Source organism: Acinetobacter sp. YH12058 (assembly GCF_013419805.1).
Taxonomy (GTDB): Bacteria; Pseudomonadota; Gammaproteobacteria; order Pseudomonadales; family Moraxellaceae; genus Acinetobacter; species Acinetobacter towneri.
The window spans coordinates 1-24,474 of sequence record NZ_VOZL01000018.1 but is presented as its reverse complement, the minus strand read 5'-3'; the positions used below and the strand labels follow the sequence as shown (position 1 = coordinate 24,474).

22 protein-coding genes, 8 tRNA genes and 1 pseudogene are annotated in these 24,474 nt (G+C 40.5%); 23 read left to right on the top strand and 8 right to left on the bottom strand.

The window, feature by feature from the left end:
* Window positions 1–111: 111 nt before the first annotated feature.
* Both FTU09_RS10660 and FTU09_RS10655 read right to left on the bottom strand, forming a co-directional pair.
* A complete protein-coding gene (locus FTU09_RS10660) occupies window positions 112–258 on the bottom strand; it encodes an entericidin A/B family lipoprotein (RefSeq protein ID WP_004968261.1) in 147 nt (48 codons plus the stop codon).
* A 120-nt stretch (window positions 259–378) separates the two neighbouring features.
* Window positions 379–1,263, bottom strand: coding sequence for a DUF1853 family protein (locus FTU09_RS10655; RefSeq protein WP_154320467.1), 885 nt, complete (start codon window positions 1,261–1,263; stop codon window positions 379–381).
* Between the two features lie 87 nt (window positions 1,264–1,350).
* Here FTU09_RS10655 and FTU09_RS10650 point away from each other — a divergent pair, with 87 nt between their 5' ends.
* From FTU09_RS10650 to FTU09_RS10600, 11 genes are all read left to right on the top strand, one after another.
* A complete protein-coding gene (locus FTU09_RS10650; protein WP_004968265.1) occupies window positions 1,351–1,731 on the top strand; it encodes a YbaN family protein in 381 nt (126 codons plus the stop codon).
* Window positions 1,732–1,740: 9 nt separating this feature from the next.
* Entirely contained in the window at window positions 1,741–2,265 is a 525-nt protein-coding gene (elsL, locus tag FTU09_RS10645; protein WP_131261501.1) for a cell wall-recycling L,D-carboxypeptidase ElsL, read from the top strand.
* A 273-nt stretch (window positions 2,266–2,538) separates the two neighbouring features.
* A tRNA-Val gene (locus tag FTU09_RS10640) sits at window positions 2,539–2,614 on the top strand.
* 26 nt (window positions 2,615–2,640) lie between these two features.
* A tRNA-Asp gene (locus tag FTU09_RS10635) sits at window positions 2,641–2,717 on the top strand.
* Between the two features lie 51 nt (window positions 2,718–2,768).
* A tRNA-Asp gene (locus FTU09_RS10630) sits at window positions 2,769–2,845 on the top strand.
* Window positions 2,846–2,865: 20 nt separating this feature from the next.
* Window positions 2,866–2,941, top strand: a tRNA-Val gene (locus tag FTU09_RS10625).
* Between the two features lie 14 nt (window positions 2,942–2,955).
* A tRNA-Asp gene (locus tag FTU09_RS10620) sits at window positions 2,956–3,032 on the top strand.
* Window positions 3,033–3,133: 101 nt separating this feature from the next.
* A tRNA-Val gene (locus FTU09_RS10615) sits at window positions 3,134–3,209 on the top strand.
* Between the two features lie 65 nt (window positions 3,210–3,274).
* Window positions 3,275–3,351 (top strand) — tRNA-Asp (locus tag FTU09_RS10610).
* A gap of 101 nt (window positions 3,352–3,452) precedes the next feature.
* A tRNA-Val gene (locus FTU09_RS10605) sits at window positions 3,453–3,528 on the top strand.
* Window positions 3,529–3,622: 94 nt separating this feature from the next.
* On the top strand, window positions 3,623–4,084 hold the full coding sequence (locus FTU09_RS10600; protein ID WP_004977378.1) for a DUF2750 domain-containing protein: 462 nt from the start codon (window positions 3,623–3,625) through the stop codon (window positions 4,082–4,084).
* Window positions 4,085–4,109: 25 nt separating this feature from the next.
* On the opposite strand, the gene FTU09_RS10595 is transcribed toward FTU09_RS10600, so the two are convergent.
* The 4 genes from FTU09_RS10595 to yccS all read right to left on the bottom strand — a co-directional run bounded on the left by FTU09_RS10595 (window position 4,110) and on the right by yccS (window position 10,753).
* Window positions 4,110–4,928 (bottom strand): YdcF family protein, encoded by an 819-nt coding sequence (locus FTU09_RS10595; RefSeq protein ID WP_131261500.1) that lies wholly within the window; start codon window positions 4,926–4,928, stop codon window positions 4,110–4,112.
* A 167-nt stretch (window positions 4,929–5,095) separates the two neighbouring features.
* Window positions 5,096–7,714, bottom strand: coding sequence for a sulfite reductase flavoprotein subunit alpha (locus FTU09_RS10590; RefSeq protein ID WP_180080256.1), 2,619 nt, complete (start codon window positions 7,712–7,714; stop codon window positions 5,096–5,098).
* Between the two features lie 156 nt (window positions 7,715–7,870).
* The gene (locus FTU09_RS10585) at window positions 7,871–8,431 is read right to left on the bottom strand and encodes a YcxB family protein (protein ID WP_004977388.1); all 561 of its coding nucleotides are present in this window, start codon (window positions 8,429–8,431) and stop codon (window positions 7,871–7,873) included.
* Window positions 8,432–8,578: 147 nt separating this feature from the next.
* Window positions 8,579–10,753 carry a YccS family putative transporter gene (yccS, locus tag FTU09_RS10580; protein WP_026438465.1) on the bottom strand — a complete coding sequence of 725 codons (2,175 nt, stop codon included), beginning with the start codon at window positions 10,751–10,753 and terminating at the stop codon, window positions 8,579–8,581.
* Window positions 10,754–11,004: 251 nt separating this feature from the next.
* On the opposite strand from yccS, the gene FTU09_RS10575 reads away from it, so the two are divergent.
* The 3 genes from FTU09_RS10575 (at window position 11,005) to gltS (ending at window position 15,713) form a co-directional block, all read left to right on the top strand.
* Window positions 11,005–12,189, top strand: coding sequence for a multidrug effflux MFS transporter (locus FTU09_RS10575; protein WP_180080285.1), 1,185 nt, complete (start codon window positions 11,005–11,007; stop codon window positions 12,187–12,189).
* Between the two features lie 400 nt (window positions 12,190–12,589).
* A complete protein-coding gene (locus tag FTU09_RS10570; protein ID WP_180008760.1) occupies window positions 12,590–13,855 on the top strand; it encodes a DcaP family trimeric outer membrane transporter in 1,266 nt (421 codons plus the stop codon).
* Between the two features lie 616 nt (window positions 13,856–14,471).
* Window positions 14,472–15,713 (top strand): sodium/glutamate symporter, encoded by a 1,242-nt coding sequence (gltS, locus tag FTU09_RS10565; RefSeq protein WP_180080253.1) that lies wholly within the window; start codon window positions 14,472–14,474, stop codon window positions 15,711–15,713.
* A 91-nt stretch (window positions 15,714–15,804) separates the two neighbouring features.
* Here the strand turns inward: gltS and chrA are convergent, their stop codons facing one another.
* The gene (chrA, locus tag FTU09_RS10560) at window positions 15,805–17,031 is read right to left on the bottom strand and encodes a chromate efflux transporter (protein ID WP_180080250.1); all 1,227 of its coding nucleotides are present in this window, start codon (window positions 17,029–17,031) and stop codon (window positions 15,805–15,807) included.
* Window positions 17,032–17,301: 270 nt separating this feature from the next.
* Between chrA and FTU09_RS10555 the strand changes: the two genes are divergently transcribed.
* The 3 genes from FTU09_RS10555 (at window position 17,302) to FTU09_RS10545 (ending at window position 19,682) form a co-directional block, all read left to right on the top strand.
* Window positions 17,302–18,276, top strand: coding sequence for a patatin-like phospholipase family protein (locus tag FTU09_RS10555; RefSeq protein WP_165492535.1), 975 nt, complete (start codon window positions 17,302–17,304; stop codon window positions 18,274–18,276).
* Window positions 18,277–18,631: 355 nt separating this feature from the next.
* A complete protein-coding gene (locus FTU09_RS10550; RefSeq protein ID WP_004977313.1) occupies window positions 18,632–18,802 on the top strand; it encodes a hypothetical protein in 171 nt (56 codons plus the stop codon).
* Window positions 18,803–19,160: 358 nt separating this feature from the next.
* Window positions 19,161–19,682 (top strand): acyl-CoA thioesterase, encoded by a 522-nt coding sequence (locus FTU09_RS10545; RefSeq protein ID WP_019837477.1) that lies wholly within the window; start codon window positions 19,161–19,163, stop codon window positions 19,680–19,682.
* 185 nt (window positions 19,683–19,867) lie between these two features.
* Here the strand turns inward: FTU09_RS10545 and FTU09_RS10540 are convergent, their stop codons facing one another.
* Entirely contained in the window at window positions 19,868–20,080 is a 213-nt protein-coding gene (locus FTU09_RS10540; RefSeq protein ID WP_096901473.1) for a hypothetical protein, read from the bottom strand.
* 521 nt (window positions 20,081–20,601) lie between these two features.
* Here FTU09_RS10540 and FTU09_RS10535 point away from each other — a divergent pair.
* The 6 genes and pseudogenes from FTU09_RS10535 to FTU09_RS10510 all read left to right on the top strand — a co-directional run.
* Window positions 20,602–21,624 (top strand): GTP-binding protein, encoded by a 1,023-nt coding sequence (locus FTU09_RS10535; RefSeq protein ID WP_180080247.1) that lies wholly within the window; start codon window positions 20,602–20,604, stop codon window positions 21,622–21,624.
* 92 nt (window positions 21,625–21,716) lie between these two features.
* Window positions 21,717–22,247: a YaeQ family protein gene (locus FTU09_RS10530; RefSeq protein ID WP_131262033.1), complete on the top strand. Its 531-nt coding sequence runs from the start codon at window positions 21,717–21,719 to the stop codon at window positions 22,245–22,247.
* Between the two features lie 58 nt (window positions 22,248–22,305).
* A complete protein-coding gene (locus tag FTU09_RS10525) occupies window positions 22,306–22,647 on the top strand; it encodes an FKBP-type peptidyl-prolyl cis-trans isomerase (protein WP_004977304.1) in 342 nt (113 codons plus the stop codon).
* Window positions 22,648–22,793: 146 nt separating this feature from the next.
* Window positions 22,794–22,994 carry a hypothetical protein gene (locus FTU09_RS10520; protein WP_180080243.1) on the top strand — a complete coding sequence of 67 codons (201 nt, stop codon included), beginning with the start codon at window positions 22,794–22,796 and terminating at the stop codon, window positions 22,992–22,994.
* Between the two features lie 220 nt (window positions 22,995–23,214).
* Window positions 23,215–23,889: a hypothetical protein gene (locus FTU09_RS10515; RefSeq protein ID WP_180080240.1), complete on the top strand. Its 675-nt coding sequence runs from the start codon at window positions 23,215–23,217 to the stop codon at window positions 23,887–23,889.
* A 93-nt stretch (window positions 23,890–23,982) separates the two neighbouring features.
* A pseudogene (locus FTU09_RS10510) lies at window positions 23,983–24,474 on the top strand (RNA-guided endonuclease TnpB family protein); the annotation flags it as partial.

Here is a 24,474-nt window from a genome sequence, read left to right as displayed (position 1 = left end):
GCTAATAATAGGGGAATAATGCAACAAAAGTGAAATTTTAGCGTGAAAAAACCTTGTCCGAGAACAAGGTTTTTTGTGGTTTTTGTGAAGATATTCGTGAAATACTCAGAATTATTTGCGAATTTCTTGTTGGGTTTTTTCAGCAGTGTTACTCACCGCATGACCTGCAGAAGATACGTCTTCGCCCACGCCTTTAATTGTATTACAACCCGTTAAAACAAAGGTTAATAGCAGTGAAGTCACTAGAATTTTTTTCATGATCATCTCCAATATGCTCTAGATAGATTATTTTGATGTGTTTTTTAGCTTAGGAAATAAACAGAATAATAAATAGGCAACTTTTATGGTGCTTACGTAATAAAATGTTGAAACAGTTATTCAGCGTGTTAAAGGGGGATAGCTAATCAGCGGTGCAGCACGATACATATAAAATTGTGAATGTGCCGCCCGATAATACAAGCCATCTCCCCACCATTGATTCGGTAGGCTACTGGCTTGAGCATTTTGACAAATCCATTCATGACGTTGTAGGCGATAAAACCGTTCTGCTTGGGCAGGAATATCACTCCCCCAAAGACCTAAACGACGAGCGCGATTAATCCAGTGTGGCGTAAGTGTTGTAGATGATTGTGCCAAGTGATGTATGGCGAAATACAATTGTCCTTTGAGTACAGCAAAACGGCGTTGAATCGGCACATCCAAGGCTTGCTTAAATTGAAATTGCTTTTGACTAAAATGATTCAGTTTACGCGCCAAAGTATCGGAGCGGTTTAAACCATACCAGTGTGCCAAAGAGCAATCCGCTTCGGCTAAGTAGTATTTTAATGCGACTTCCCAGTGTTCAACCTGCTGCGTGTCATGGTTGTGCAGTAAAAAATCCAGTTCACCCACAGTTTTAGCACCATCAATAATTTGAATACTGTGCCCCAATAATTCGAAGGGATGATAGTCACGATCACGCAGCCAAAACCACATCAACATTTCAAAGCGTAAGCCTAAACGGGTACTTTTCAGTTGATTTAAAAAATCGTAAACCGCTTCGGGATGTGAATCTAAATAGGCTAAACGTGATTGATAAGCGTGATAATGGTGTTGCCAAAAAGTATCTGAATGGAATTCAAAAGTATGTTGAATGGGCAATTGCTCAGGCACAGCACATAAAATATTCGGACTTGCCACACTAAAAGCCAACTGACGGATAAGCGGGGTTTTGTAGGTCAGCCATACTTCGGGCAGAAGCTCGGGTTGATGCAACTCAATCATTATGAATCCATGCTGAAAAATGCAGAATTACAACGGAAAATTAAAAAACGCTTTATACTACCGCAATTCGTAGTTTAGGACAGTGGTATGCAAAGCTTGTTATGGCGAAGTTTAGTGGTGATCTTTGTCATCCTTGGCTTTATTGGTGCATTGTTGCCGGGTATGCCTACTACAGTTTTTTTGATTTTAGCAGCTTGGGCATCGTCACGCGGTTGGCCGCAAATGGACAACTGGTTACTGAATCATCCTAAATATGGCAGTACACTCAGAGATTGGCGCGCCAATGGTACTGTACCGCGTAAAGCCAAATGGTTTGCAACGATCATGATGAGTATTAGTGCCGTGATCATGCTGTTCACAACTGCGCCCGTTGCGGTCAAAATTTTTACCAATACCACCATGTTGGTGGTGTGTATTTGGTTGTGGTTACGTCCTGAACCACAGCCGCCCACGAAAGAAGAAGAATAGGGTAGCGCAATGTCTTTTTTATACACACAAGCAGATATTTTGATTGATTTAGCCGAGCAAACTTTATATTTGCCGAAGCATCAGAAACTCTACGTCATCTCGAGTGGTGTGAATGGCATTGGTGAAACTGAAAATAGTGGTAAAACACCACGTGGCTGGCATGAAGTCGCTTTAAAATTTGGTGAAAATGAACCTGAAAATGCAGTATTTATTGCGCGTCAACCGACAGGTGAAATTTACAATTTAGATTTAGCTGAACAATTTCCTGAACGGGACTGGATTTTAAGCCGCATTTTATGGCTCAGTGGTTTGCAAGAAGGTTTTAATCAAGGCATTGGCTGCGATACTTTTCAGCGCTATATCTATATACATGGCACACCAGACACAGAACCGATGGGAATTCCTGCATCGCATGGCTGTATTCGGATGCGTAACCACGATATTTTAGAATTGTTTGAACTGATTCCAGAAAAAGCCTTGGTTTATATTTCTGAACACAAGCTAGATTTAAATAGCTTAGGGTTGCTTGGTTGATGGTGCGTTGATGGTGCGAGTCAATTGAATAAAGTTGTATTCATCGCAACATAAAAAACCAATACATTGAGCAGGTAGAGTGCAACGCTAACAAGTTGAAAAGCACATTAATTTTGCTTGAAAACTAAAATAACTTGCAGAATTTGTTTGTTTTTATAGCGGATCACCTATTTTTTAATCACTCAGTCACAAAAAACTGAAAACAAGCCGAAAAGCGTTTGACAGGCGGTAAAGATTCTCTATAATGCACCTCACAAACGATAAAGACGTTAAGGGCGCTTAGCTCAGTTGGTAGAGCGTCTGCCTTACAAGCAGAATGTCGGCGGTTCGATCCCGTCAGCGCCCACCAAGCCTTTACGTTATAGATTCTTACGTGCAGCGGTAGTTCAGTTGGTTAGAATACCGGCCTGTCACGCCGGGGGTCGCGGGTTCGAGCCCCGTCCGCTGCGCCACTTAAGATTCTTTAACCATTGTTTGTACCACAATAGTGACTTTGTGTAAGTGCAGCGGTAGTTCAGTTGGTTAGAATACCGGCCTGTCACGCCGGGGGTCGCGGGTTCGAGCCCCGTCCGCTGCGCCATTTACATAAATTGCTTTTGAGGGCGCTTAGCTCAGTTGGTAGAGCGTCTGCCTTACAAGCAGAATGTCGGCGGTTCGATCCCGTCAGCGCCCACCAGATTCTTTTGCGATGCAGCGGTAGTTCAGTTGGTTAGAATACCGGCCTGTCACGCCGGGGGTCGCGGGTTCGAGCCCCGTCCGCTGCGCCATTCAAAAGAAAAGTTTAGTTTGCCTGATAGACTTAAATTGAAATGATGCAAAGTTTGACAGTTTTGCAAAATCAGAACAAAATATTGTTTTGATCTTATCAGGGCGCTTAGCTCAGTTGGTAGAGCGTCTGCCTTACAAGCAGAATGTCGGCGGTTCGATCCCGTCAGCGCCCACCATATTTTAGTATCTATGCTTGTCATATATACAAAAAAGACCTTAATTGCTTAACGCAATTACCGTTGCAGCGGTAGTTCAGTTGGTTAGAATACCGGCCTGTCACGCCGGGGGTCGCGGGTTCGAGCCCCGTCCGCTGCGCCATTTTTCATTCCCTGATGTGAAAAATGTATTTCAAAGTTCAAGACGACGTGCTTCGCTTGTCTTGCATCATAAAAAATAACGATGTTATTTTTTAATCTTCAGGGCGCTTAGCTCAGTTGGTAGAGCGTCTGCCTTACAAGCAGAATGTCGGCGGTTCGATCCCGTCAGCGCCCACCATATCCTTTCATCCTCATTTATCTTATATTACTTGCGTATTGCAATAAATTCGCCTAAAATTTTTATTTAATAATAATACTAATATCCGTGACTTATGCGAAATCCTTATCAACGTAAAGCTGCATCTAAGCAAGCAACGCAAACTTATAATGCACAAGATATTTACAAGCAATTTATTGAGACCATTGTGTCTCAGGGGCATGTTTTTGCATTGTATGAAGATGGCTGGGCGCTCTGTGCCACGCCTACAGGGCAACGTGCTTTTGCAATGTGGCAAAATAAAAGTCTGGCAAAACTGTTAATTAAAGACAATTGGGCCAATTATCAAGTCGAAGAAATTTCACTGAAAGATTTTATTGAAAAAGTGATTCCATTTTTACGTCAGGAAGCCACCAATATTTCGATGAATCTAAGCCCAGAAGGGCAGAATGTATTGGTTGCCCCTGAAAAGTTATTGCTTGATCTAAAAAATTATTTGTATCAGGTGTATATGCAAAAACCTGAATTTTTTAAAGATATGCAAATTCCTTTACCACGCTCGATACGTTTGAATTAAGCGATCTGCTTGCTAGATTTTATTTTTAATACTCATTCAGCAGCCAACCACTGATATAAGCAAAATACTCGCGTAACCATGCGTTATAGCGGGTATAGAGTGGTGTCGTTGCACTGAGCATGCTGAACTGTGTGTATCCTTGTCGTTTGGCAATGGCTGCTGCACGTGGTGTGTGAAAGTCGCTGGTGACAATTATAATCGGTTGGGTTTTATCTGTGCCTAATGTATGCAGCAAGGGCTGACTGTTTTTCAAATTAAGTGCCGTACTGGTGCTTTGGGTTTCCAAGATAATGTGTGATGCTGCAATTGCATAACGTTGTTGCAAATAATTAGACATCACCTGTGCTTCAGTGAGTTGTTCCGCAAATGCAGGGCCACCACTAACAATGAAATAACTTTGAGGATGCTCCAAGGCATACGCGGCTGCAGTATCCAGTCGTTTGGCGAGCGTGGGCGATGGTTGTCCATTTTCAATGCCACTGCCGAGTACAATCACCACTTTAGCATTGTTGGTTACAGTATTTTGCTGCTGTGTACTGAAATGAATATAAGTAAAAAAGATCAGCAGGCTGATGCACCACAGCCAAAATACGCCCCAACCGAATTTCCACAGCCAATCTAAGCGTGTATGTTGTTTTAAGTAGCTTTGAATCCAAGTATAGAAAATGGCATAACACAGCAGCATCATGCCTATTAAAACAGGTAAAACGGTGCCGAAATGAATTTTCTTTAAGCTGATGAGATAGGCACCATCCAATACTAAAATTAATCCAATTAGGCTACTCAATATTCTTTTAAATAGACTAAATTGTGTTTGTACGTGACTTGCTTGCATGCCTTGCATAATTTTATTGTACTGTGATGCTGTACAAACAGTATAGCCGAAGCTGCTGAAAAATTTTGCCTCAACTGAATTATGTTTCGGCTGAGGCTATGGATAAAACTTGGGTGAATTGCCAAGTTTTAGCTATAGAGCTACAGCGCAAGCCATTTAAAAAGTGTCAACAAATCCTAATACACATCTCGGCGATAACGTCCTTGCTGACGTAATTGTTCCAGTTGAGTTTCACCTAGAATATCTTTTAAGGCTTGGTCGACATCACTGGCCATGCCTTGAATGCTACCGCAGACATAAATCACGGCATTTTGTTCAATCCAGCGTTTTAATTCTTCAGCCTGTTCGCGTAACTTATGGTGTACATAGACTTTTTCGGCTTGATCACGGGAAAAGGCCAAATCAAGGCGTTGTAGCATACCTGTGCTTTGCCAAGCCTCGATGGTGTGCTGATAAAAGTAATCGTGCGCTTGCTGACGTTCACCAAAAAACAACCAGTTTTGGGTGTAATTCAGGCGGGTACGTGCATGCAATAAGCTCATTAATCCTGCAAGCCCTGTACCGTTGCCAATACAAATAATTGGGCGGTCATCATCAATTAAATGGAAAGATGGATTATTGCGAATGCGTAATGCGATATTTTGCCCAAGTGCAGCATGTGCAGTTAACCAACCTGAACCTAAGCCAAGCTCGCCTTGAGCATCGAATTTTTGACGCACCACAAGTCTTAAAACCTGTTGTGAAGGAATACTGGCAATTGAATATTCACGACTAGGCAAGGGTGAAAGTTGTGCCAATAATTCATCCGCAGTTTTAAATGTCTGAATTGGCGCGGTGAGGTCTTTATCTGCCAAAGCCTGTACTAAGGTTTGCTGACCATCAGCAAGAATTGTATTGGCATCGAGTTGATGCTGTTTTAAAAAGGCGTGAATCCGTGCAGTGCTGTTTTCAGGCTGAATTTCTGCAATATCACCTGCAGACCAATGCACATCATGTTGTGCTAACAGTTCAATATTGAAGGCGGGTGCGCCTAAACTGTTGGGATTTAGCAAGTCACGTTGCTGTAAGGTCCATGTATCAAAAGTTTTTTCGATATGCATACTTGGTAAGTCAAGTTGTGTGACCTGTACCAAAGCCTGATTCCAACGCTGTATGTCTGCAGGATTGGCATTATTTACTTCAATGGTATTGAACAAGGCATGTGCTTGATTACGTTGCAACCATGCAGCAATCGTATGTCCAAAACGGCAGTAATGATCTGCATATTCACGTGAACCTAAAGCCAGTACTGCATAACGCAAATGACTCAGGTCACAGGTTTGCGGTAGGATTTTTTTCACAAAACTTGAGGTCAAATCGGGTGCATCACCTGTGCCATAAGTGCTAGCAATACATAACAGTTGGGTGGTGTTTTTAAGATCTTCAAGGCTGAGATGTTGCAGGGCTTTGACTGTGACAGGCTGATGTGCTTCTTGCAGACTAGTAGCGGTGCGCCATGCCAATTGTTCGGCAGTACCTGTTTGGCTGGCATAGACAATGAGCCAGTGTGCAGCATTTGGGTCGATCTGAAATTGAGTCTGGTTTTGACGTGCAGCAAGAGTCAAACGCTTTTGTTTACGACGTTTTAAATACAGCATCCAACCTGTGACGAAAAACAGCGGCATCATCAATGCAGAAAGCATGGCTAAAAATTGATAAACAGGCCCAAAGAAACTACCGCGATGCACAGGCAGCATACTGCTCATGATTTTTTCATTAAGCCGTTTGTCTACATATAATTCAAGTTGAGTAATACGTGCTTGTTGATAATCAAAAGTTGCGTTATTGCGGGCACGTTCATGTTGTGGAATGACATCGACAAAGTTAATTTCAATTTCACTATTGGCGTGTTTAGGCACATTAAAAGTGATACTGGAATAATCCTGCCCCAATTGCTGCGGGAAATGTTGCCATGCCTTCGTCAATGCCAGATTGATTTGTGCCTGATCCAGCGTATTCTGCTTGGCTGGTTTTGTAGTGTTTGCGCGGCGTCCTGCAGTTTGTGTTTGCGCAGCCTGATGAAGTGCTTGAGCATTTGAATTTACAGGTTTGTTGCGTCCATCTGCTTGCAATTGCGCTTGTGGTCTTTCCACACCCATGACTTTAAACATGCCATTGCGCCACCACTCATACGACCAATATAGCCCTGTGCATGCCAAAACTAGATAGAAAATCACCACCCATGTACCTACTACGGCATGTAAATCCCAAATAAAATTACGTCCTTTTAATTGAGGTTTGAGCGCAAACCATTGTTTGAATGAATGACGTTTTGGCCAGCGTAAATAAATGCCACTTAACACAAAGAAAATCAGAATAAGCGTACATGCGCCTGTGATTTGTTTACCGACTGGCCCAACGGTTAAATTGCGGTGTAATTGCTGAATAAACTGAAAAAATTCGCGTCCTTTAACTTTTGGAAGTTCTTCTGCCGAATAGGGATTGATGAGAATATTTTGCCCGCGTTTTGAACCTTCTTTGGCAATATTAATGCTTGAGGAGGCCGCAGGGTCTTTGGCAATGCTAATGCTATTGATTTTATAATCGGGTTGTACTTGCTGAAAATGTGTATAGATTTCAGCAGGTGTCAATTTGGCTGTTTGCTCAACTTGTACCTGATAACTTTCAGGATTCATCCATTTTAGAATTTCTTGTTCATAAGAATAAATTGCACCTGTCACGCCCATGAGTGACAAAATAAGCCCAGCGGTAATACCAAGGAACCAGTGAATTTGGAAGAATGTTTTTTTCAACATAAGGCGTGGGTGTTGAGAATGAATTGTGATGAAGAATAATACAGGTGTAATACGTATTGCAAATAATATTTATTCTCATTATCGTTTATTGTTTTAATTTTAATCAAAAAAAACCTCCATCACAGGGGATAGAGGTTTATTTTTAAATAGGGATATTTAGATTTGCTTGGCTTCGCCTGCAGCTTCAGTCAAATGCTTGCGAATGGTGTTGAACGAAAAGTTCTTGCTGTCCATACGCTTAGGCAGAATATAAGCACCTTGCTGACCTTTTACTTTGAAGTTCATCAAGATAAACTCAGGGGTATTGTACCATTCATACACATCTTTCCAGCCAATTGCACCCACGCCTTCTTGAGCGCCCATTTGCTGACGCATCACGATACCGTGCGGCTGTACGCCTAAACGAATCCCTTTAATTTCTTGAACAGGAAATTCATTCATTTTTCGCTTAACGTACCATTCCAAGCCGTATTTACGCACGAGCAGGTAGAGCACCACACAGACAATGGCAACCCAGCAGAAAATTGTCGAATAATTTTTTAATAGCAGAATGCCTAAAATGGAAAGGGCAACAATCACACCCATAATAATCCATGCTTTCATGCCAATTTTATTGGTACTGCGCCAAATTACCAGTTGTGCGTGACGTTGTTCTTCTTCAGAAACTTCGTAGATCACAGGCTGTAGGGTATAGGCGTATAAACTTTTCGCGGTCATAGTGAAACTAACAAATTTAAAACTATAAAAAGTTTAGCATTAATTGCTGTCATGCAGTGAGTATATTGTCGCAAAATCATGCTAAGGTCGGTGAATACTTGTGCAGCTTAGGGCGAATAAGTAGGCACTGACCGTTTGCAGGATTGTTTATAAAGACGCCAGTTCCGTTGCATCTTGATCATGTTCGTGGCTTAAACTTTGTTTTAAGCGACTTAATTGCTGCAAGATACTCATCATCAAAGATAATTGCTGCAAAATAATTAATGATTTTTGATCTTCTTCTTTGTTTTGGCTTAAACGCTGACGAATGGTTTGCAACATGTTGTGTGCACTTAAATCTGGCGTTTCATCTTTCAGTAAAGCACCTTGAATATCGTCCATTGCTTGATCGAGCAGTTGCAAGACTTCCTGATCATCAATTTTGTCACGATGTGCACCAAGTGCAGCAATATAGCTAATAAAGGTGTGATTTAGACACAAGAACTCAAAGGCTTGAGCTTTTTGATTGGGGTCAAAATCAGGTTCGGTGGCGAGTGTTGAAATCAGTGAAGCAACTTCTGCATCGGTATTATGAGCAGCACGGCGCACCACACGATAATTCAAGCCGTTATTGCGTCCATTTTTATATTGCTCAATCACTTCTGCCAAATAGCCACATTGCGCGGTGAGTGAGCGGCGAATCGTGCGTGATAAACGACGGAATTTCCAATCGGGGAAGATAAAACTCACGCCAAACCATGCTAGCGCACAACCAATTAAGGTATCGACCATACGTGGTACGGCTGCAGCATAGCCTAAACCCTCTAGGTTAAAGTTCATCAGCGCCAAAATGGTCATAAAGGCAGTGGCTTGTGCATATTGTTTACTACGCAATTCAAAGAACAACATGCCACTAATCACTAAAACCAGTAATTGTCCTTCTACAGATGGTACAAAATATAAAATGGTGTAGCCGACTACAATCCCTGCCAACGTCCCAATAATACGCAAACGTAAACGTCGTTTGGTGGTGTTAAAGTTGGGCTGCATCACAAACAGGGCGGTCAGTAAAATCCAGTAGCCATATTGAATATTGGTGACTTGCACAAAAATATAGCCAATCAATAGTACAATCGACAAACGAATGGCGTGGCGGAACAAGACCGATTCTGGGGTTAAATGCTGCTTGATCCGAATGACAATATCATCCCAACTTTTTAAGTCGTCATCTTTCAGTTGTTGTTCAATATGTTTTGATTTATCCAGTTTAATATTGCGTTCGGTTTCAAGGTTACGCAATTGAGCATCAATAGATTTCAGGTTTTGGTATAGGGCAAACAATGCATTAATCCAGACTTGGTCATATTGCTGTTCACTGCGCAGTTTTTCTAAAGACTGTTTAAGATTTTCAAAAGCATGTTTAAAACGCTTGTTATGCACATAAGGTTTACGATGCAAAATGCTTTCGCTTAAATCTTTACAGGCTTTGCCTTGAATCGACAAAATACGCTGGAAGCGAAATAAAATATCGCTGTGCTGAAATATTTTCGCCAGTTTTTGATAATCAATATGTGCAGAGTCGGCACGTTCGTGAATGTCTTGTGCGACAAAGTAATACTGTAAGCTACGTCGGGTATCTTTTTGCCCGCGGTCACCTTTTAAACGGGTCAGTAAAGCGGTTTTTAAGTCGTTAAAAATCGCAATTAATTTGCCATTTTCAAGTGATAAATCAATGATGCTTTGTTGATAACTCGGTGCAGTCATATCCACATCAAATAGATTTGATTTGGCAAATAAAAAATCACCCAAAGAAGAATAACTGAGTGAAAGTTTGTCTTGTAAGGCACGAACAGGGAACAGTAAAAAGCTGATGGTCGAAATTAAGCCGTACCAAATTGCGCCCGAAACCAAAAGCAGCGGCTGCATGTACCAGTCATCAAATAGGTTGACGCCAAGCATGGAATAGACTGACACCACCAAACAGCCATAAGAAATGGTGGCATAACGTCGTCCGAGCGAACCGAGCAAAATTAAGACAATACACGACAGGATTAAGCCTGTAGCAAATAAAATAGGATGCGGAAATAAAAACTGAATTGATGTGGCGGTAACAAAGAAACCAATATAGGTATAGAGCTGATTGACAATACGCACCGAAAAACGGTCATCAATATCACTCAAACCTGCGGCAAGCACACCTAAAGTTAAAGGAATAGTGGCAAGCTGAATCCCCATAAAATAGGGAACAAAAGCAGTTCCCGCAAATGCAATGAGCATGCGGATGTTATACATAAATGTGGTGTTATAGGTCGCTTGTTTGAGCTTTATCAGCCAAGGTTTCAACATCATTCCTTTAAGTAAACTTTTCTGTCTAAACAGAGATTTATGCTGCAAGATGAAGGTTTGCGTACATTGTAACTGTAGATGAGATGTTTAGAGTACCTAATATGTGAAAATTCATCTTTGATCACAACAAATCATACTATGGAGCGTGTAAGCTTGTCTGTACATCTGTCATTTCATCATAAAATATGAGCATATCGAAAACGCTGCCAAGTTCAAGCAGTACGCCACCATCTGCGCAACAACCCAACATGCGGCAATATTCGACTGCGTGGATTTTATTGTTGGCGTTATTGACTTCGCTTGGGCCTTTATCGATTGATATGTATTTGCCTGCCTTGCCCGTTATGGCAAGCGAGTTTGGCGTATCGACCCAAATGGTCGCAAACAGTTTGCCTGCCTACTTTTTAGGTTTGGCATTGGGTCAACTGATTTACGGGCCGCTGAGTGATCGGATTGGACGTAAGCCGCCTTTATATTTTGGCTTGGCACTATTTTCACTCGCCAGTATGTTGTGTGTGTTTGCACAAAATGAATGGGGACTGATTGCTGCACGTATTTTGCAGGCTTTGGGTGGCTGTGTGGGTGTGGTAATTGCACGAGCAGCTATTCGTGATCGCTTGGATTTGCAAACATCCGCTCAAGCTTTTTCGAGTATGATGATTGTGATGACCATTGCGCCCATTATTGCACCTACGCTGGGGGCATGGGTACTTAGATGGATGAATTGGCAAGCTATTTTTGTAGTGCTGACCTGCGTTGGAATTATTTGCTGTTTATGTGTGCACTTCTTTTTTAAAGAAACTTTGGCGAAAGAACGTCGTTTAAATTTGAACTTTCAGCAAGTCCTGACCTTGTATTTTGCCATTTTAAAAGATCGTGATTTTCGTTTTCCAATGTTGGCAGGCTGTCTGACAGGTGGGGCATTATTTTGTTATATCAGCGGTTCAAGTGCGGTCATGATGGATCAATATGGCTTGAGTGAAACGGCTTTTGCTTATGTGTTTGGTGCCAATGCGATTGGTATTATGTTGTTTTCGGCTTTGAATAAAAAAATCAGTGGCAAATTGGGTGTGCTGCAACGCTTAAAATTGGGCAGCATCATTCAACTGAGTGGTGCGGTCATTCTACTGCTTGCAGGTAGTTTGGGGTATGCACCTTTGGCATTGGTGATGGTCGGTTTATTTCTTGCCGTGTCTGGGATTGGTTTTACAGGCCCGAATGCCATGGCACTAGCTATGGCAAAACAAGGCGCACGTGCAGGAACAGCCAGTGCGGTCATGGGCAGTGTGCAATTCTTTTGTGGCTTGATTGGTGGAGTGTTACTCAACTTTTTAACAGGCAGTGCTTTGCTGAATATGGCTGTATTAATGCTGCTATTTATTGGGTTTGGGATGTTTGCCGTTTTTCATATTTTGCAACCTCAATCAGATTGAGTTGGGGTCAATACTTTTTCAAATGGTGATTTTTTTCGAAAAAATCGGGCTTTTAGACAGAACTGAAATATATACAATAGTCTAATGGTGGTGTAAATACTTGAATAATCCACCTATTTAAAGTATTGAATTTTATATGGTTTAATTGTTTAAATCTATAATTATGATTAATTATGATTTCTTATTCGGGAAAACTGATTTTAATAAACGTCATAACTTGATAGATTGAAGCCTGTAATAAATGACACAAATTGTAATATTTTAAATATTTGGGTGTCTTGGACTATTTGGCAAAAGTGTTTTGATTTTTAAGCCATTTTTATAATTCGATGTGAAATCGATAGATGACGAACAAAATCATCATGCACGGATGCAGCGTTGTTTTATTTTGGAGAAATGAATGAGTCAATTACTCAACGGTCAGTTTATGATCAAAGGTTTAGCTATTGCTGTTACAACTTTAATGGTAGGTACTGCACACGCAGCAAAAACTGAGCAACAACAAATTCAAGAACTTCGTCAAGAAGTTGAAGCGTTGAAATCGTTAATTCAGCAACAACAGCAAGTACAACAACAGCAGCAAACTCAAATTGCCCAAGTACAACAGGCGAAGCCTGCTGCACCTGCAAGTGCATTAAGCAGCTTAAAGTCTAAATCTGGTGCAGATGTTTCAATTTATGGTTTTGTACGTGGTGATGCAAACTATATTATTGAAGGTGGTGATAATGACTTTAACCGTGCGCATTTAAGCGAAAATAATGTAAAAGATAAGTTGCGAGCGACAGGGAAAGTGACTCGCTTAGGTTTGGACTTTAATACACCAGTCGGTGATAACAAAGTAGGCGGTAAAATCGAAGTTGATTTCGCAAGTGCAACTGATAACTTACGTATCCGTCATGCATATTTGACTTTAAACAATTGGCTATTTGGTCAAACAACTTCAAGCTTTGCTTCAGTACATGCACCAGAAATGATTGATTTCCATACAAACATTGGTGGTATGGGGGGGTCATCACGCGTGCCGCAAGTACGTTATAGTCAAAAACTAGCACCTGCAACGCAATTATTTGTATCTGCTGAAGAAGGTAATAGTACTGCAGACGGTAGTAGTGTAACTTATCGAGTGCCAACATTAACCGCAAAAGTCACTCAAGGCTTTGCGGAAGGTAAGGGTTTAGCTTCAGCTCGTGCCTTGGTTGAGCATTACAAAGCTAGTACGGGTGGTGATGATAAAACGGGTTGGGGTGCAGCTTTAGGTACGAACTACCAAATTTCCGAGCCACTGAAAGTCTCAGCTGACGTAACTTATGTAAAAGGACATAACAATCATTTGTATGGTAGCAATGCTGCTTTTACTTTAGATGCTAATAACAACATTGAGCAAAATGAATCAATTGCTGTTCAAACAGGTATTACATATAAGTTCTCACCACAACTGCGTTCAACTCTAGCTTATGGTGCATTATTTTCTGATGATGGTACAGACTATGCACGTTTAAATGATGGTGCTAACGAGAAAGTACAACAAGCATGGATTAACTTTATCTATTCACCTGTAAAACCAGTCGATTTAGGTATTGAATATATCAACGGTGAGCGTGAAACTTTCAAAGGTCAAAAATTCAGTGATGACCGCGTAGGCTTTATGGCGCGTTATAGCTTCTAAGTCGCTACTTTTGAGCAAAATCCAAAACAGAGCTTAATTTTAAGCTCTGTTTTTTATGTCTGAAATTTATGATATTAATTCAGTAACTTAAATTTTATTCACTTTTATAAAATGCTGTAACTTGCACTTATAGTTGAAAACAATCAATAAAATTTATAGAAATAACGCAGAAAATAGCAGCTTTTTGTCAAAAAAAATGCATAATGTTCGACCTTTAATCTTGCTGTTTTTTATCAAGTGATTGAATATCTTTATCGCAAGGTATTTATCCACCTCAGATATCTTGGAGCTTATATGAGATTACCTCTCAGTGTTAAGCCGTTTCAGTTGTTTGCACTAGAAGTCACCCCGAAAGTGAAATTGCTGTCTTTTGTCTTTCTTTTCTTCTGTTCTAGGCAAACGCAGATCATAATGCTTGAGTGAAACCAAAGGATGGGTTGGCTGAGCGAAATGCATACCTCTTAAACATCGGTCAAATTCGATACTGTTTTACATTCTTTATATTGCAGCTTTTTTTAGTTGATGTAGCGTGAAGACATGCTCAGCAAAATTGGGCTGGCATGTATGGACACACTTTAGGCTAAAAATAATTTGCAATCACTATATGGATATTGCCATGGAATTTACTTTTAATGCGTTTTATACGCTGATTGCTGCGGTCATCGTCCTGCTCTTAGGGCGACTTTTAGTCAATAAAATTGATTTTTTAAAACGCTATAATATTCCTGAACCTGTTGCAGGTGGTTTGGTTGCCGCAATTGTTTCATTGTTGGTGCATCAATTTTGGGGTTATAGCATTACCATCAGTAGCGCATTACAAACTAGTTTTATGCTGATTTTCTTCGCCTCGATTGGTTTAAGCGCGAACTTTACAAAATTGCGTCAGGGCGGAATTGGTTTAATTATTTTCTTGATTGCAATTTCCACATTTATTGTGCTGCAAAACTTTGTCGGCATTAGTCTTGCAACATTGTTAGGTATTGATCCACTAATTGGTTTAATTGCAGGTTCAGTTACCTTAACGGGTGGTCATGGTACTGCGGGTGCGTGGGGCGAAATTTTTGAAACCCAGTATGGTATTCAAGGGGCGTTGGCATTAGGTATGGCCAGTGCAACCTTTGGTTTGATCATTGGTGGTTTGATTGGTGGCCCTTTAGCCAAAACCTTAATCAACCGTCATCAATTGGCCGTACCACGTACTGAAGAACAAATTGAAAAACGTGACAATACGCCTGCAGATCAAGACTCTAATGAGTTTATTCCATTTGAATATCCGCATCAGGTGCGTTTAATCACAGCAGATAATGCCATTACCACTTTGGGTTTATTTGCAGCGTGTTTGGCATTTGCCGAGTTTATGACGGGCGCTGCCAAAGGTACTATGTTTGAATTGCCAACTTTCGTTTGGGCATTGGCGGGCGGTGTGATTCTGCGTAATGTCTTGGAAAGTATTTTTAAAGTCAATATTTTTGACCGTGCGATTGATGTGTTTGGAAATGCGTCGTTGTCTTTATATTTGGCGATGGCTTTGTTGTCGCTTAAATTGTGGCAATTGGCAGATTTAGCAGGTCCGTTGATGGTGATTTTAGGTGCGCAAACCATCACCATGGCGTTATATGCGGCTTTTATCACGTTCCGCATTATGGGTAAAAACTACGATGCAGCGGTATTGGCCGCAGGGCACTGTGGTTTTGGGATGGGAGCAACACCTACCGCGGTTGCTAATATGCAAGCCATTACCAATATGTATGGCCCCTCTTATAAAGCATTCTTGATTGTGCCGCTGTGTGGTGCATTCTTTGTCGATTTAATTAACGTTGCGGTGATTCAATCTATTCTAAAATTCTTTGGTGGCTAAGCTCCAAAGCATTCAGGCTTGATTCAGTCATCCACAAAAAATGCCAGTTCAATTGAACTGGCATTTTTATTTGATCTGTAGCATTTTTCATTTAAGCCATGAAATGCAAGAATGCTGTATAGACCAGGAAACTATTAATTAGACTGAGCCAAACAGGTAGTTTGGATTTTAATAATCCAATCACCAAAACAATAAACAGCAGATCAGCAATACTCAAAATATAACGCTGTGCCATTTCGAGCACCATATACAGCAGCAAACCGACTACAGCTGCATTAATACCTGTTACCGCATGACGGATATAGGCTTGCTGCATTAACCAAGACCAATAAGGCAAGGTCGCAAATACCAAAAAGAAAGACGGCAGAAAAATCGCCAACGTGGCTAAAGTCGTATTCAGCAGCGTTGATTCTGTCATTGGAATCAAACTGCCCAAATATGTTGCAAAGCTGAACAGTGGGCCAGGCACCAATTGCGCCATGGCATAACCCAAATCGAACTGTTCTGCACTGACTAAGCCTGTGCTAACAAAATCTTGATGCAATAAAGGCAAAATGACATGCCCACCGCCAAAGACCAAAGATGCGGCTTGATAGAAACTTAAATTAGCTGCATAGAGTAAATGAGGTTGTAGCCAGTTTAGACCTGACAGCACAATAAAGGGTGCAACAAATAGTACCGCCCAAAATACAGCATAACGACGATGTTTGAGTAAATGTGCCGCAGTAAAATGCGTATCTGTCGCCGTTGTATTGGTGGATGATTGTGCAGCAGTTGGTGCTGCGCGTTTCGCCATCCAAATGCCAAAACAAGCTGCAATCAGAATCACTAAAACTTGATTGAAGCTCAATGGCACCAGATAAATAAATAGGGCAGAAGCAAACATTAAGGCATATTGCCAAACCGTTTTACAAAAACTACGCAACATTTGCCAAAATGCCCAAGCCACCACGGCCAATACGATCAGTTGAATACTGTGAAAGCTATTTGACGACAGTACATCTAAATATTGATGTCCCAAAACTGCAACCAAAGCCATAAACAACGCTGAAGGTAGGGTGAAACCCAACCACGCTAGGACTGCACCCCAATAGCCTTTTTGCAAATAACCAATCGCTAACCCCACCTGACTACTAGTTGGGCCAGGTAAGAGTTGTGCAAGTGCGACAATTTGTGAATACTGGGATTCATCTAGCCATTTGAGTTGTTGCACAAAACGCTGATGGAAAAACACCAAATGCGCTGCAGGCCCCCCAAAAGACAGACAGCCTAATTGCAGAAAAATCCAGAATAATAAGGAATAAGAAGGTGTTGGCATATAATTTTAGACAGATTCGACTTGTGCGCCACTGTAGTCGCTAGACGTGACAGTTTAACGAATTACTACAAGGATCGGTTAAAATAATAGATAGACTATGGGCGCTCATGCAAGGTAAAAACAGAGAGCATAACTGTTGACGTTAAGAGGGTTGCTGTATCAAGTTAGCTGATCAACCTTGTCACGATTGGCGGTGAAATATCGACTGAAACCTATGGATTCAAGAAGGTCATTATGAAAATTGGGTATGTATCTCTTACAGCATTATTGATGGTGGGATGTCAGGCAGTGCCATCACAGCAGCAATTTTCGACTCAAACTTTACTTGAGTCGCAGCCCGTGGTTGAAGCAGAGTCGCGCCTGAATCAAATTGATTTTCGTCAGTTAAAACAACAAAAAAAACGTCCAGTTGTCGCCTTGGTTTTGGGCAGTGGTGGCGCACGTGGTTATGCACATATTGGGGTGATTGAAGTACTTGAGCAGTACGGTATTCATCCTGATTTTATTGTGGGCAGCAGCGCAGGCAGCATTGTCGGTTCAATTTATGCCAGTGGTAAAAATGCACAGCAATTACGTGAAATTGCCATGAATATGAAAGCCAATGATGTGCGGGATGTGACTTTAGATTTAAAAGGCTTTTTTGATGGTAAAAAAGTTGAAAATTATGTCAATGCACAAGTCGATCAACTCCGTTTGGAGCAATTTAAAATCCCGATGTACGTGGTGGCGACTGAATTAAAAGAAGGCAAAAAAGTTGTATTTAATTATGGCAATACGGGTCAAGCGGTGCGTGCGTCAGTGTCTATCCCAAGTATGTTTGTACCTACTAAAATTGCAGAACATGAATATGTCGATGGTGGTTTAGTGAGCCCTGTACCTGTCAAGGTTGCACGCGATTTAGGGGCAGATATTGTGATTGCCGTGAATATTTTGGCGCAGCCTATTCATACTGAAACCAGTAATGTGTGGGGATTGTTTAACCAAAATATTAATATTATGCAAAAGCATTTGGCCAATGAAGAATTGAAACTGGCAGATGTGGTCATTCAACCCGATTTACGTGAAAAAGCCCATATTTTTGATGTGAAAGGGCGCGAAGCGACCATGTTGGCAGGCGCAGAAGCAACTGCAGCGCAATTAAATAAAATTGATCAGGTCTATCAACAGCATCATTATGCGCATGGGCATAGAATTGTAGACTATAAAGTGAGTAATACTTTTGGGCTTTATGGACAGTTTAAATAGCTGTCCAGATCCTTCATTTAGGTCAATTCAATGAAATCAACAGATTTAACTTAAGTCTAATTAGGTGCTTGATAAAAATAACTTTAATGTTAGATTGCTTAGATTTATTCTTTGTAAGTATTTGATATTATAGTTTAAAAATAAAGATACCCTAAAGATATCTAAATACTGAGATGAGGTATTTAGACTTAAAATCAATTTTTTAGCGTGTTCTTTCGCACCGTTTCCATTTATTCTATGTAGCATTTACTGAATTCGTTTTTTAAGCAGTTTACCAATTGAACATGCTTCCAAGACAGCCTAACTTTTGTGCTTCAGGACTTTAAAACTTTATAAAAAATCGAGGGGATACTTCATGCACGGCTTTGAAATTGGACAGCAGGTGAAACTTGCCACTATGGAGCAAGTTATTTTTACAGTGACGATGATTAATCCAGATGGTTCTTATGTGATTGAAGCTGCACTGAGTACCGAACAAACTTTGACTTATAGCAATGTGTCGCAGGAAATGCTGCGCTTGGTTTAAATGTCGCAGCGAAGTTTGAAAATTTACGGGGAAATTGAACTTTTTTTCGTGTAAATTCGCCGAAATTTGCTTGAATAATCCATTGAATAAAAGATTTTAGATTGTTTTTTGAACACTTGAATCAGGGGGATTCACGTAATATTCAATTTGAACAAATATTCTAAAAAATCAGAAATGGATTAAAAAATAACAGCTTGGGAGTCTTAGTCTTTAGTCTTATAATTTTAAATAAATGTTATCATAAACAATATAAATAATAATGATGCAGTTGTTGCCGAAATGAACATTCAAACTTTTATAAACGCGATATAATAATACGCTCATATCTTACTGTCTTTAAAAGAGTCTAGAGAACGCGATGTCACCATTAGATCAAATTGCCCCAGTGTTAGATGACCAGTCAGAATTAACCATGACCGTGTTAATGACACCCGACATGGCAAATTTCTCAGGGAATGTACATGGTGGAACAATTTTAAAACTATTAGACCAAGTGGCGTATGCATGTGCAAGCCGCTATTCGGGTAGTTATGTGGTGACTCTTTCGGTTGATAAAGTGAACTTTAAAGAGCCGATTCATGTGGGTGAATTGGTGACTTTCCTTGCTAGTGTGAACCATGTCGGTCGTACTTCAATGGAAATTGGGATTCGTGTAGAAGCACAAAATATCCAAAAGCGTACAGTGCGCCATACCAACAGCTGTTACTTCACTATGGTTGCAGTGGATGAAAATGGTAAACCAAAACAAATCCCTGCGTTGAAATTAGACAACGACTGGAAACGATGCCGCTTTGAAGCAGCGGAGCAACGCAAAGTTGCGCGTTTGCAAGAAAATCATCATCCATCTTGCAGTATTTATAAGAAAACTGAAAAAACCTAAGTTTTCATCAAATTTAGCTGAAAACCTGTTTGCAATTGTAGACAGGTTTTTTTGTGCCTATTTTTTAATTTTGTCCAAGGCAATATTGATTGGCTTTGTAGATAAACAAAAACTGAGTAAAGCGAGAGAGTGGCTTAAAACTCAGTTTTTGTATTCAATTTACATTTTAAAACGTATCGGTTTTTTTAAGGTTGTTGGGTCGATGCTGCTGGTGTTTCAGTGCTAGCTTCAGATGCAGGTTGTGCAGCAGCTTGTTCTGAAGCAGGTCCAGCCACAGTTTCCTGCGTTGAAACAACCACTTTTTCCTGTTCTGTTGCTGTCGATTCAGCCTTTGCAGCAAAAGTAGTTGCAGTGGCAAAAGCAAAAGTTGAAGCGAGTAAAATTTGTGTCAATTTCATGGTTTGGCATCCTTATTTAAAGTTTTTCATGAGTAGTAGGGAGTGCTCAGCACAAGCATTAAGTAAAAAAACTTATTGCGGCTAAAGTGTTCAAGTCAGTCATCACCTGATTTGAACGGGCTGAACAGGAACTCATGCTAAAGAGCCAAAGCTATGGGATCAATGCTTGCAACAAAGCAAAACAATGGCGGTTACTTGAACCGCACAATGATGATGAATAGGTCGTAGTTTGGTAATTTTTGTTTTAAATATGCAGTCAAATCCAATCAAAATGGCTGTGTTTTCCGCAATAAAATTGCGTGGTTGGCAATAAAACATAACATCAAGCGGCTAAAACTCGTGTATTTCCCCAAATAAGTTGCAGATCATCACGTAATAAATGTAAGCGAATTTTTCAAATCATGATGGTGATAGATGTGCTGAAATGAATAAATTTCAGTGTGTTTAGATTCAGATTGAACTAATCGCTAAACTTGCTTAGCATGCTTGAGTTGTTTGAAATTCAATAAAGTGAGCTTATTTTGAAATTAATTGCACCACAAAAAGCAGTCCCGACGCATATTATTTCTGGTTTTCTCGGTGCAGGAAAAACCACCTTATTGAAACAGTTACTCAGCCAAAAACCAGAACATGAAGTTTGGGCGGTGCTGATGAATGAATTTGGACAAATCGGGGTCGATCAACAACTCTTACCTCAGCAACAGGGTTATCAAGTCAAAGAATTATTGGGCGGTTGCTTATGTTGTAGCAGCCAATTGCCTATGCAAATTGCTTTGTCGCGTTTATTGTCCGAAGCGAAGCCTGACCGTTTATTCATCGAGCCGACAGGTTTGGGGCATCCTGCGCAACTCTTGGAACAACTGACCGAACCACATTGGCATACGCATTTATCGATGCGCGCCTTGGTGACGGTAGTAGATGGTTCGCGTTTGCATGATCAGGCGTGGACGCAGCAAAACCTGTATGCCGATCAGCTCAAAGCTGCACAAATTATTGTGGTGTCACATGCAGACCAAATGCAGGCGGCAGATGAGCAAGCCCTCATACAACTACAACAGGAATATCAAGCCTACGCGCAAAAATGGTTGAAAGCAGAACAGGGTCATCTGGCTTTGACCGAAATGGATATACCGTATGTCGGTACACAGCGTAAAATTCAGCCGTTGCTAAAATTGCAACAGAAGGTCAGCTCTACAAATCTGCAAGAGTCTGCAGAAATCAAACAATTGCCATATCACTATGTCGAAACTGCACAAGGATATGCAGTCGCAGGTTGGAAATTGCCTAAACGTTGGCAATTCGACTTTTATCTCTTATTAGATTTACTCTGTGAACAGCAAGATTGGCTGCGTATTAAAGGAATTTTTTATACCAATCAGGGTTGGAAAAGTTTCAACTTCAATCCGCAGCAATTTAATTATCAATCTACCGATGAAGGCATAGACAATCGGTTGGAAATTATTTATCAAAGCGAGCGTGATTGGGCAAAGTTTGAGGCTGAACTATTGGCGTATCGGGTCGATGCTGCTGCGGTTCTAGACTGAAATCTATACGTTATCGGGCAAACGATACAGCAAAATCACAGAAAATCCATTATGCTTAGTGGCAAATTTAAACATAGTTTTAGGAATAGACAATGGCGCTGAAAGCGACAATTTATAAGGCAGATTTGAACATTGCCAATATGGATGTGCATCAATACGGTGACTATCAGCTCACCATGGCATTGCATCCTTCTGAAACTATTGAGCGATTGATGGTGCGTATTTTGGCATTCGCACGTTATGCAGATGAAGCTTTGGAATTTACCAAAGATTTATTTGAAACCGATGAGCCTGCTTTGTGGGAAAAAGACTTAACAGGGCAGTTAATTAAGTGGATTGAAGTCGGTTGCCCAGATGAAGACAAAGTCAAAAAAGCCAGTTCGCGTTGTAAGCAAGTTGCGATTATTGCTTATGGTTCATCGGTAGATGAATGGTACAAACGTAACAGTAAAATCAAAACTTTAAATAATGTTGAAGTGTGGCAACTATCGCCAGCGAGTACCGAAGCCGTTCAAGCTTTATGCGAACGTACCATGCAATTGCAGTTGAATGTAATGGATGGCGAATGGACATTGATTGGCGATCAGACACAGGCTCAGATTGAGTGGACACAGTTGCAATAACACTTGCACGAGCTGGAAATTATCTTAAACATCGAAGTGTAAATATTTGGAGATGAACATGAGTGCAGAATTAGAAATTATTGATTTGGTGGTGGGTGAGGGGAAAGAAGCGGTTAAAGGCGCTTTAATTACTACGCATTACACAGGCTGGTTGGAAGATGGCACAAAGTTTGATTCATCCTTAGACCGTGGTAACTATTTTGAAACCGTGATTGGTACAGGTCGTGTCATTAAAGGCTGGGATCAAGGCATCATGGGGATGAAAGTGGGTGGTAAACGCAAACTGATCGTACCCGCGCATTTGGCTTATGGTGAGCGCAAAATGGGCAATATCATTCCTGCTAATTCTAATTTGATTTTTGAAATTGAATTGTATGATGTGAAAACACGCGATCAATAAACACCTTTCAACTTAGCCAAACCGCTAGAATTTAAGTCATTCATCCGATGCCAGTAAGGTCTAGCATAAATGACTTAATTTTTTACTTCAAATTTAGTGCAAGAACGATTAGATTAAAAAACAAGCACAATAGGACTTTTGCATTTTTGAATTTCACTCGGATGTGGCACAAGTGTGCATTACTCTTCTTAATTTTACTGTGCAGTGTACTCACACCACCGCGTGTGTTGGCGCAGTATGAGTCTGCACCTGAATCTTACTATCTACATCAACAACTGCTCAATTCTGTTCAATTTACTGAAGATCAATCGAGTATTTTGACTGGGCGATGGTTGTTTTATCCGTAACAATTGATTCAAGAACCCAGTGCGGTACTGGCATCGAATACCGTTGAATTGCCTGCTTCATTTGAAGATTTAATGGGCAATGCCAATACTTACGGCACTTTTATTGGGCACTTTTATTGGGCACTTTCAAATTCCAAAAGAATTTCTAGGCAGACGTATTGCGATTTAGATTCCCAACCAATATGGCGCCTATCGGGTATTTTTAAATGGCGATCCACTGGTGCGTGTTGGCACAGTCGGTGTAGATGCGAGTAGTCACCAAACCGAAAATGCCCCACGAATTGCATATTTTGTTCCTGAAAGTGAATATTTTACCCTGACCATTCAAGCGTCTAGCTTTCAGAGCTTGCAAGGTGGTTTAAAAAATCCAATGAAAATTGGTTTAAGTCGCACCATCAATCAACAGTATCAGCGTTTGATGATGAGTATTGCCATGATTTGTGGGGCAGTACTTGGTATTGGTTTGTTTACCTTGATGTTTTCGGCATTTAGTCTTGCAAATGGTGGAAAGACCAAGCGTATTTTTATTTTCGGCATTTTTATTGTTTTTCTGGCATTACACAATTTATTTTCTGCACCCTATGCCTATACCACTTTCCTGAATTTAAGTTGGTCTTGGGGAATAAGACTCGAATATTTATTTAGTTTTTTAGCGATTTTATTTTTCCTGAGTTATATGTTTTTGCTCAGTTCGCGCTATTTGCATCGTTGGGTATATAGCGCGGCAATGCTGTTATTGAGCTTTAATATTGGGGTGACGCTGTGGGCAGAACCCACTATTTTTCAGCAGTTGGCATTTTATAGTTCTTTTTTCTTTGTGCTGATTTTGGCAAATTTTGCTTATGGATTTTATCCACTGGAGCGAAAAACCTCGTGGTTCAGCACGAGGATATAAGCGACTGGAGTAAACCATATGAACGACACGAAATGTCGTTTTAAATACTTGTAATATAGTCACTATTAAGAAAAATACTGTTAAAATAATTGGATGAAGACACTCAAATTACGCATAAAAGACAAACATTGCAAGGTGCTAAATCAGTTAGCATCCGAAGTAAATTTTGTCTGGAATTATGTCAATGATTTGTGTTTTAAGCATCTGCAACGTAAACAACAATTCTTTTCAGCATACGACCTTGCAAAATACACGAAAGGCGCATCGAAAGAATGCAACTTGCACAGTCAAACTATTCAGGCAGTGACAGAAGAATTGGTCACAAGACGCAAGCAGTTCAAAAAAGCAAAACTAAAATGGCGTGTCAGTAATAAAAAATCAGCTAGACGTTCACTGGGTTGGATACCGTTTAAAAAGGTTGCAATCAAATATGCTGATGGCTATGTTCAATATGGCAGGCATCAATTTAAACTATGGGATAGTTACGGATTAAGTCAATACAATATCAAAACAGGCACATTCGTAGAAGATAGTCGTGGACGTTGGTATGTTTGTCTTGTAGTTGATGCAGTCAAAATAGAAAAA

What these genes read in the sequence shown, in the direction of transcription:
- FTU09_RS10660 (WP_004968261.1), bottom strand. Translation starts at nt 258, where the DNA reads ATGAAAAAAATTCTAGTGACTTCACTGCTATTAACCTTTGTTTTAACG.
- FTU09_RS10655 (WP_154320467.1), bottom strand. Translation starts at nt 1,263, where the DNA reads ATGATTGAGTTGCATCAACCCGAGCTTCTGCCCGAAGTATGGCTGACC.
- FTU09_RS10650 (WP_004968265.1), top strand. Translation starts at nt 1,351, where the DNA reads ATGCAAAGCTTGTTATGGCGAAGTTTAGTGGTGATCTTTGTCATCCTT.
- elsL (WP_131261501.1), top strand. Translation starts at nt 1,741, where the DNA reads ATGTCTTTTTTATACACACAAGCAGATATTTTGATTGATTTAGCCGAG.
- FTU09_RS10600 (WP_004977378.1), top strand. Translation starts at nt 3,623, where the DNA reads ATGCGAAATCCTTATCAACGTAAAGCTGCATCTAAGCAAGCAACGCAA.
- FTU09_RS10595 (WP_131261500.1), bottom strand. Translation starts at nt 4,928, where the DNA reads ATGCAAGGCATGCAAGCAAGTCACGTACAAACACAATTTAGTCTATTT.
- FTU09_RS10590 (WP_180080256.1), bottom strand. Translation starts at nt 7,714, where the DNA reads ATGTTGAAAAAAACATTCTTCCAAATTCACTGGTTCCTTGGTATTACC.
- FTU09_RS10585 (WP_004977388.1), bottom strand. Translation starts at nt 8,431, where the DNA reads ATGACCGCGAAAAGTTTATACGCCTATACCCTACAGCCTGTGATCTAC.
- FTU09_RS10575 (WP_180080285.1), top strand. Translation starts at nt 11,005, where the DNA reads ATGCGGCAATATTCGACTGCGTGGATTTTATTGTTGGCGTTATTGACT.
- FTU09_RS10570 (WP_180008760.1), top strand. Translation starts at nt 12,590, where the DNA reads ATGAGTCAATTACTCAACGGTCAGTTTATGATCAAAGGTTTAGCTATT.
- gltS (WP_180080253.1), top strand. Translation starts at nt 14,472, where the DNA reads ATGGAATTTACTTTTAATGCGTTTTATACGCTGATTGCTGCGGTCATC.
- chrA (WP_180080250.1), bottom strand. Translation starts at nt 17,031, where the DNA reads ATGCCAACACCTTCTTATTCCTTATTATTCTGGATTTTTCTGCAATTA.
- FTU09_RS10555 (WP_165492535.1), top strand. Translation starts at nt 17,302, where the DNA reads ATGGTGGGATGTCAGGCAGTGCCATCACAGCAGCAATTTTCGACTCAA.
- FTU09_RS10550 (WP_004977313.1), top strand. Translation starts at nt 18,632, where the DNA reads ATGCACGGCTTTGAAATTGGACAGCAGGTGAAACTTGCCACTATGGAG.
- FTU09_RS10545 (WP_019837477.1), top strand. Translation starts at nt 19,161, where the DNA reads ATGTCACCATTAGATCAAATTGCCCCAGTGTTAGATGACCAGTCAGAA.
- FTU09_RS10540 (WP_096901473.1), bottom strand. Translation starts at nt 20,080, where the DNA reads ATGAAATTGACACAAATTTTACTCGCTTCAACTTTTGCTTTTGCCACT.
- FTU09_RS10530 (WP_131262033.1), top strand. Translation starts at nt 21,717, where the DNA reads ATGGCGCTGAAAGCGACAATTTATAAGGCAGATTTGAACATTGCCAAT.
- FTU09_RS10525 (WP_004977304.1), top strand. Translation starts at nt 22,306, where the DNA reads ATGAGTGCAGAATTAGAAATTATTGATTTGGTGGTGGGTGAGGGGAAA.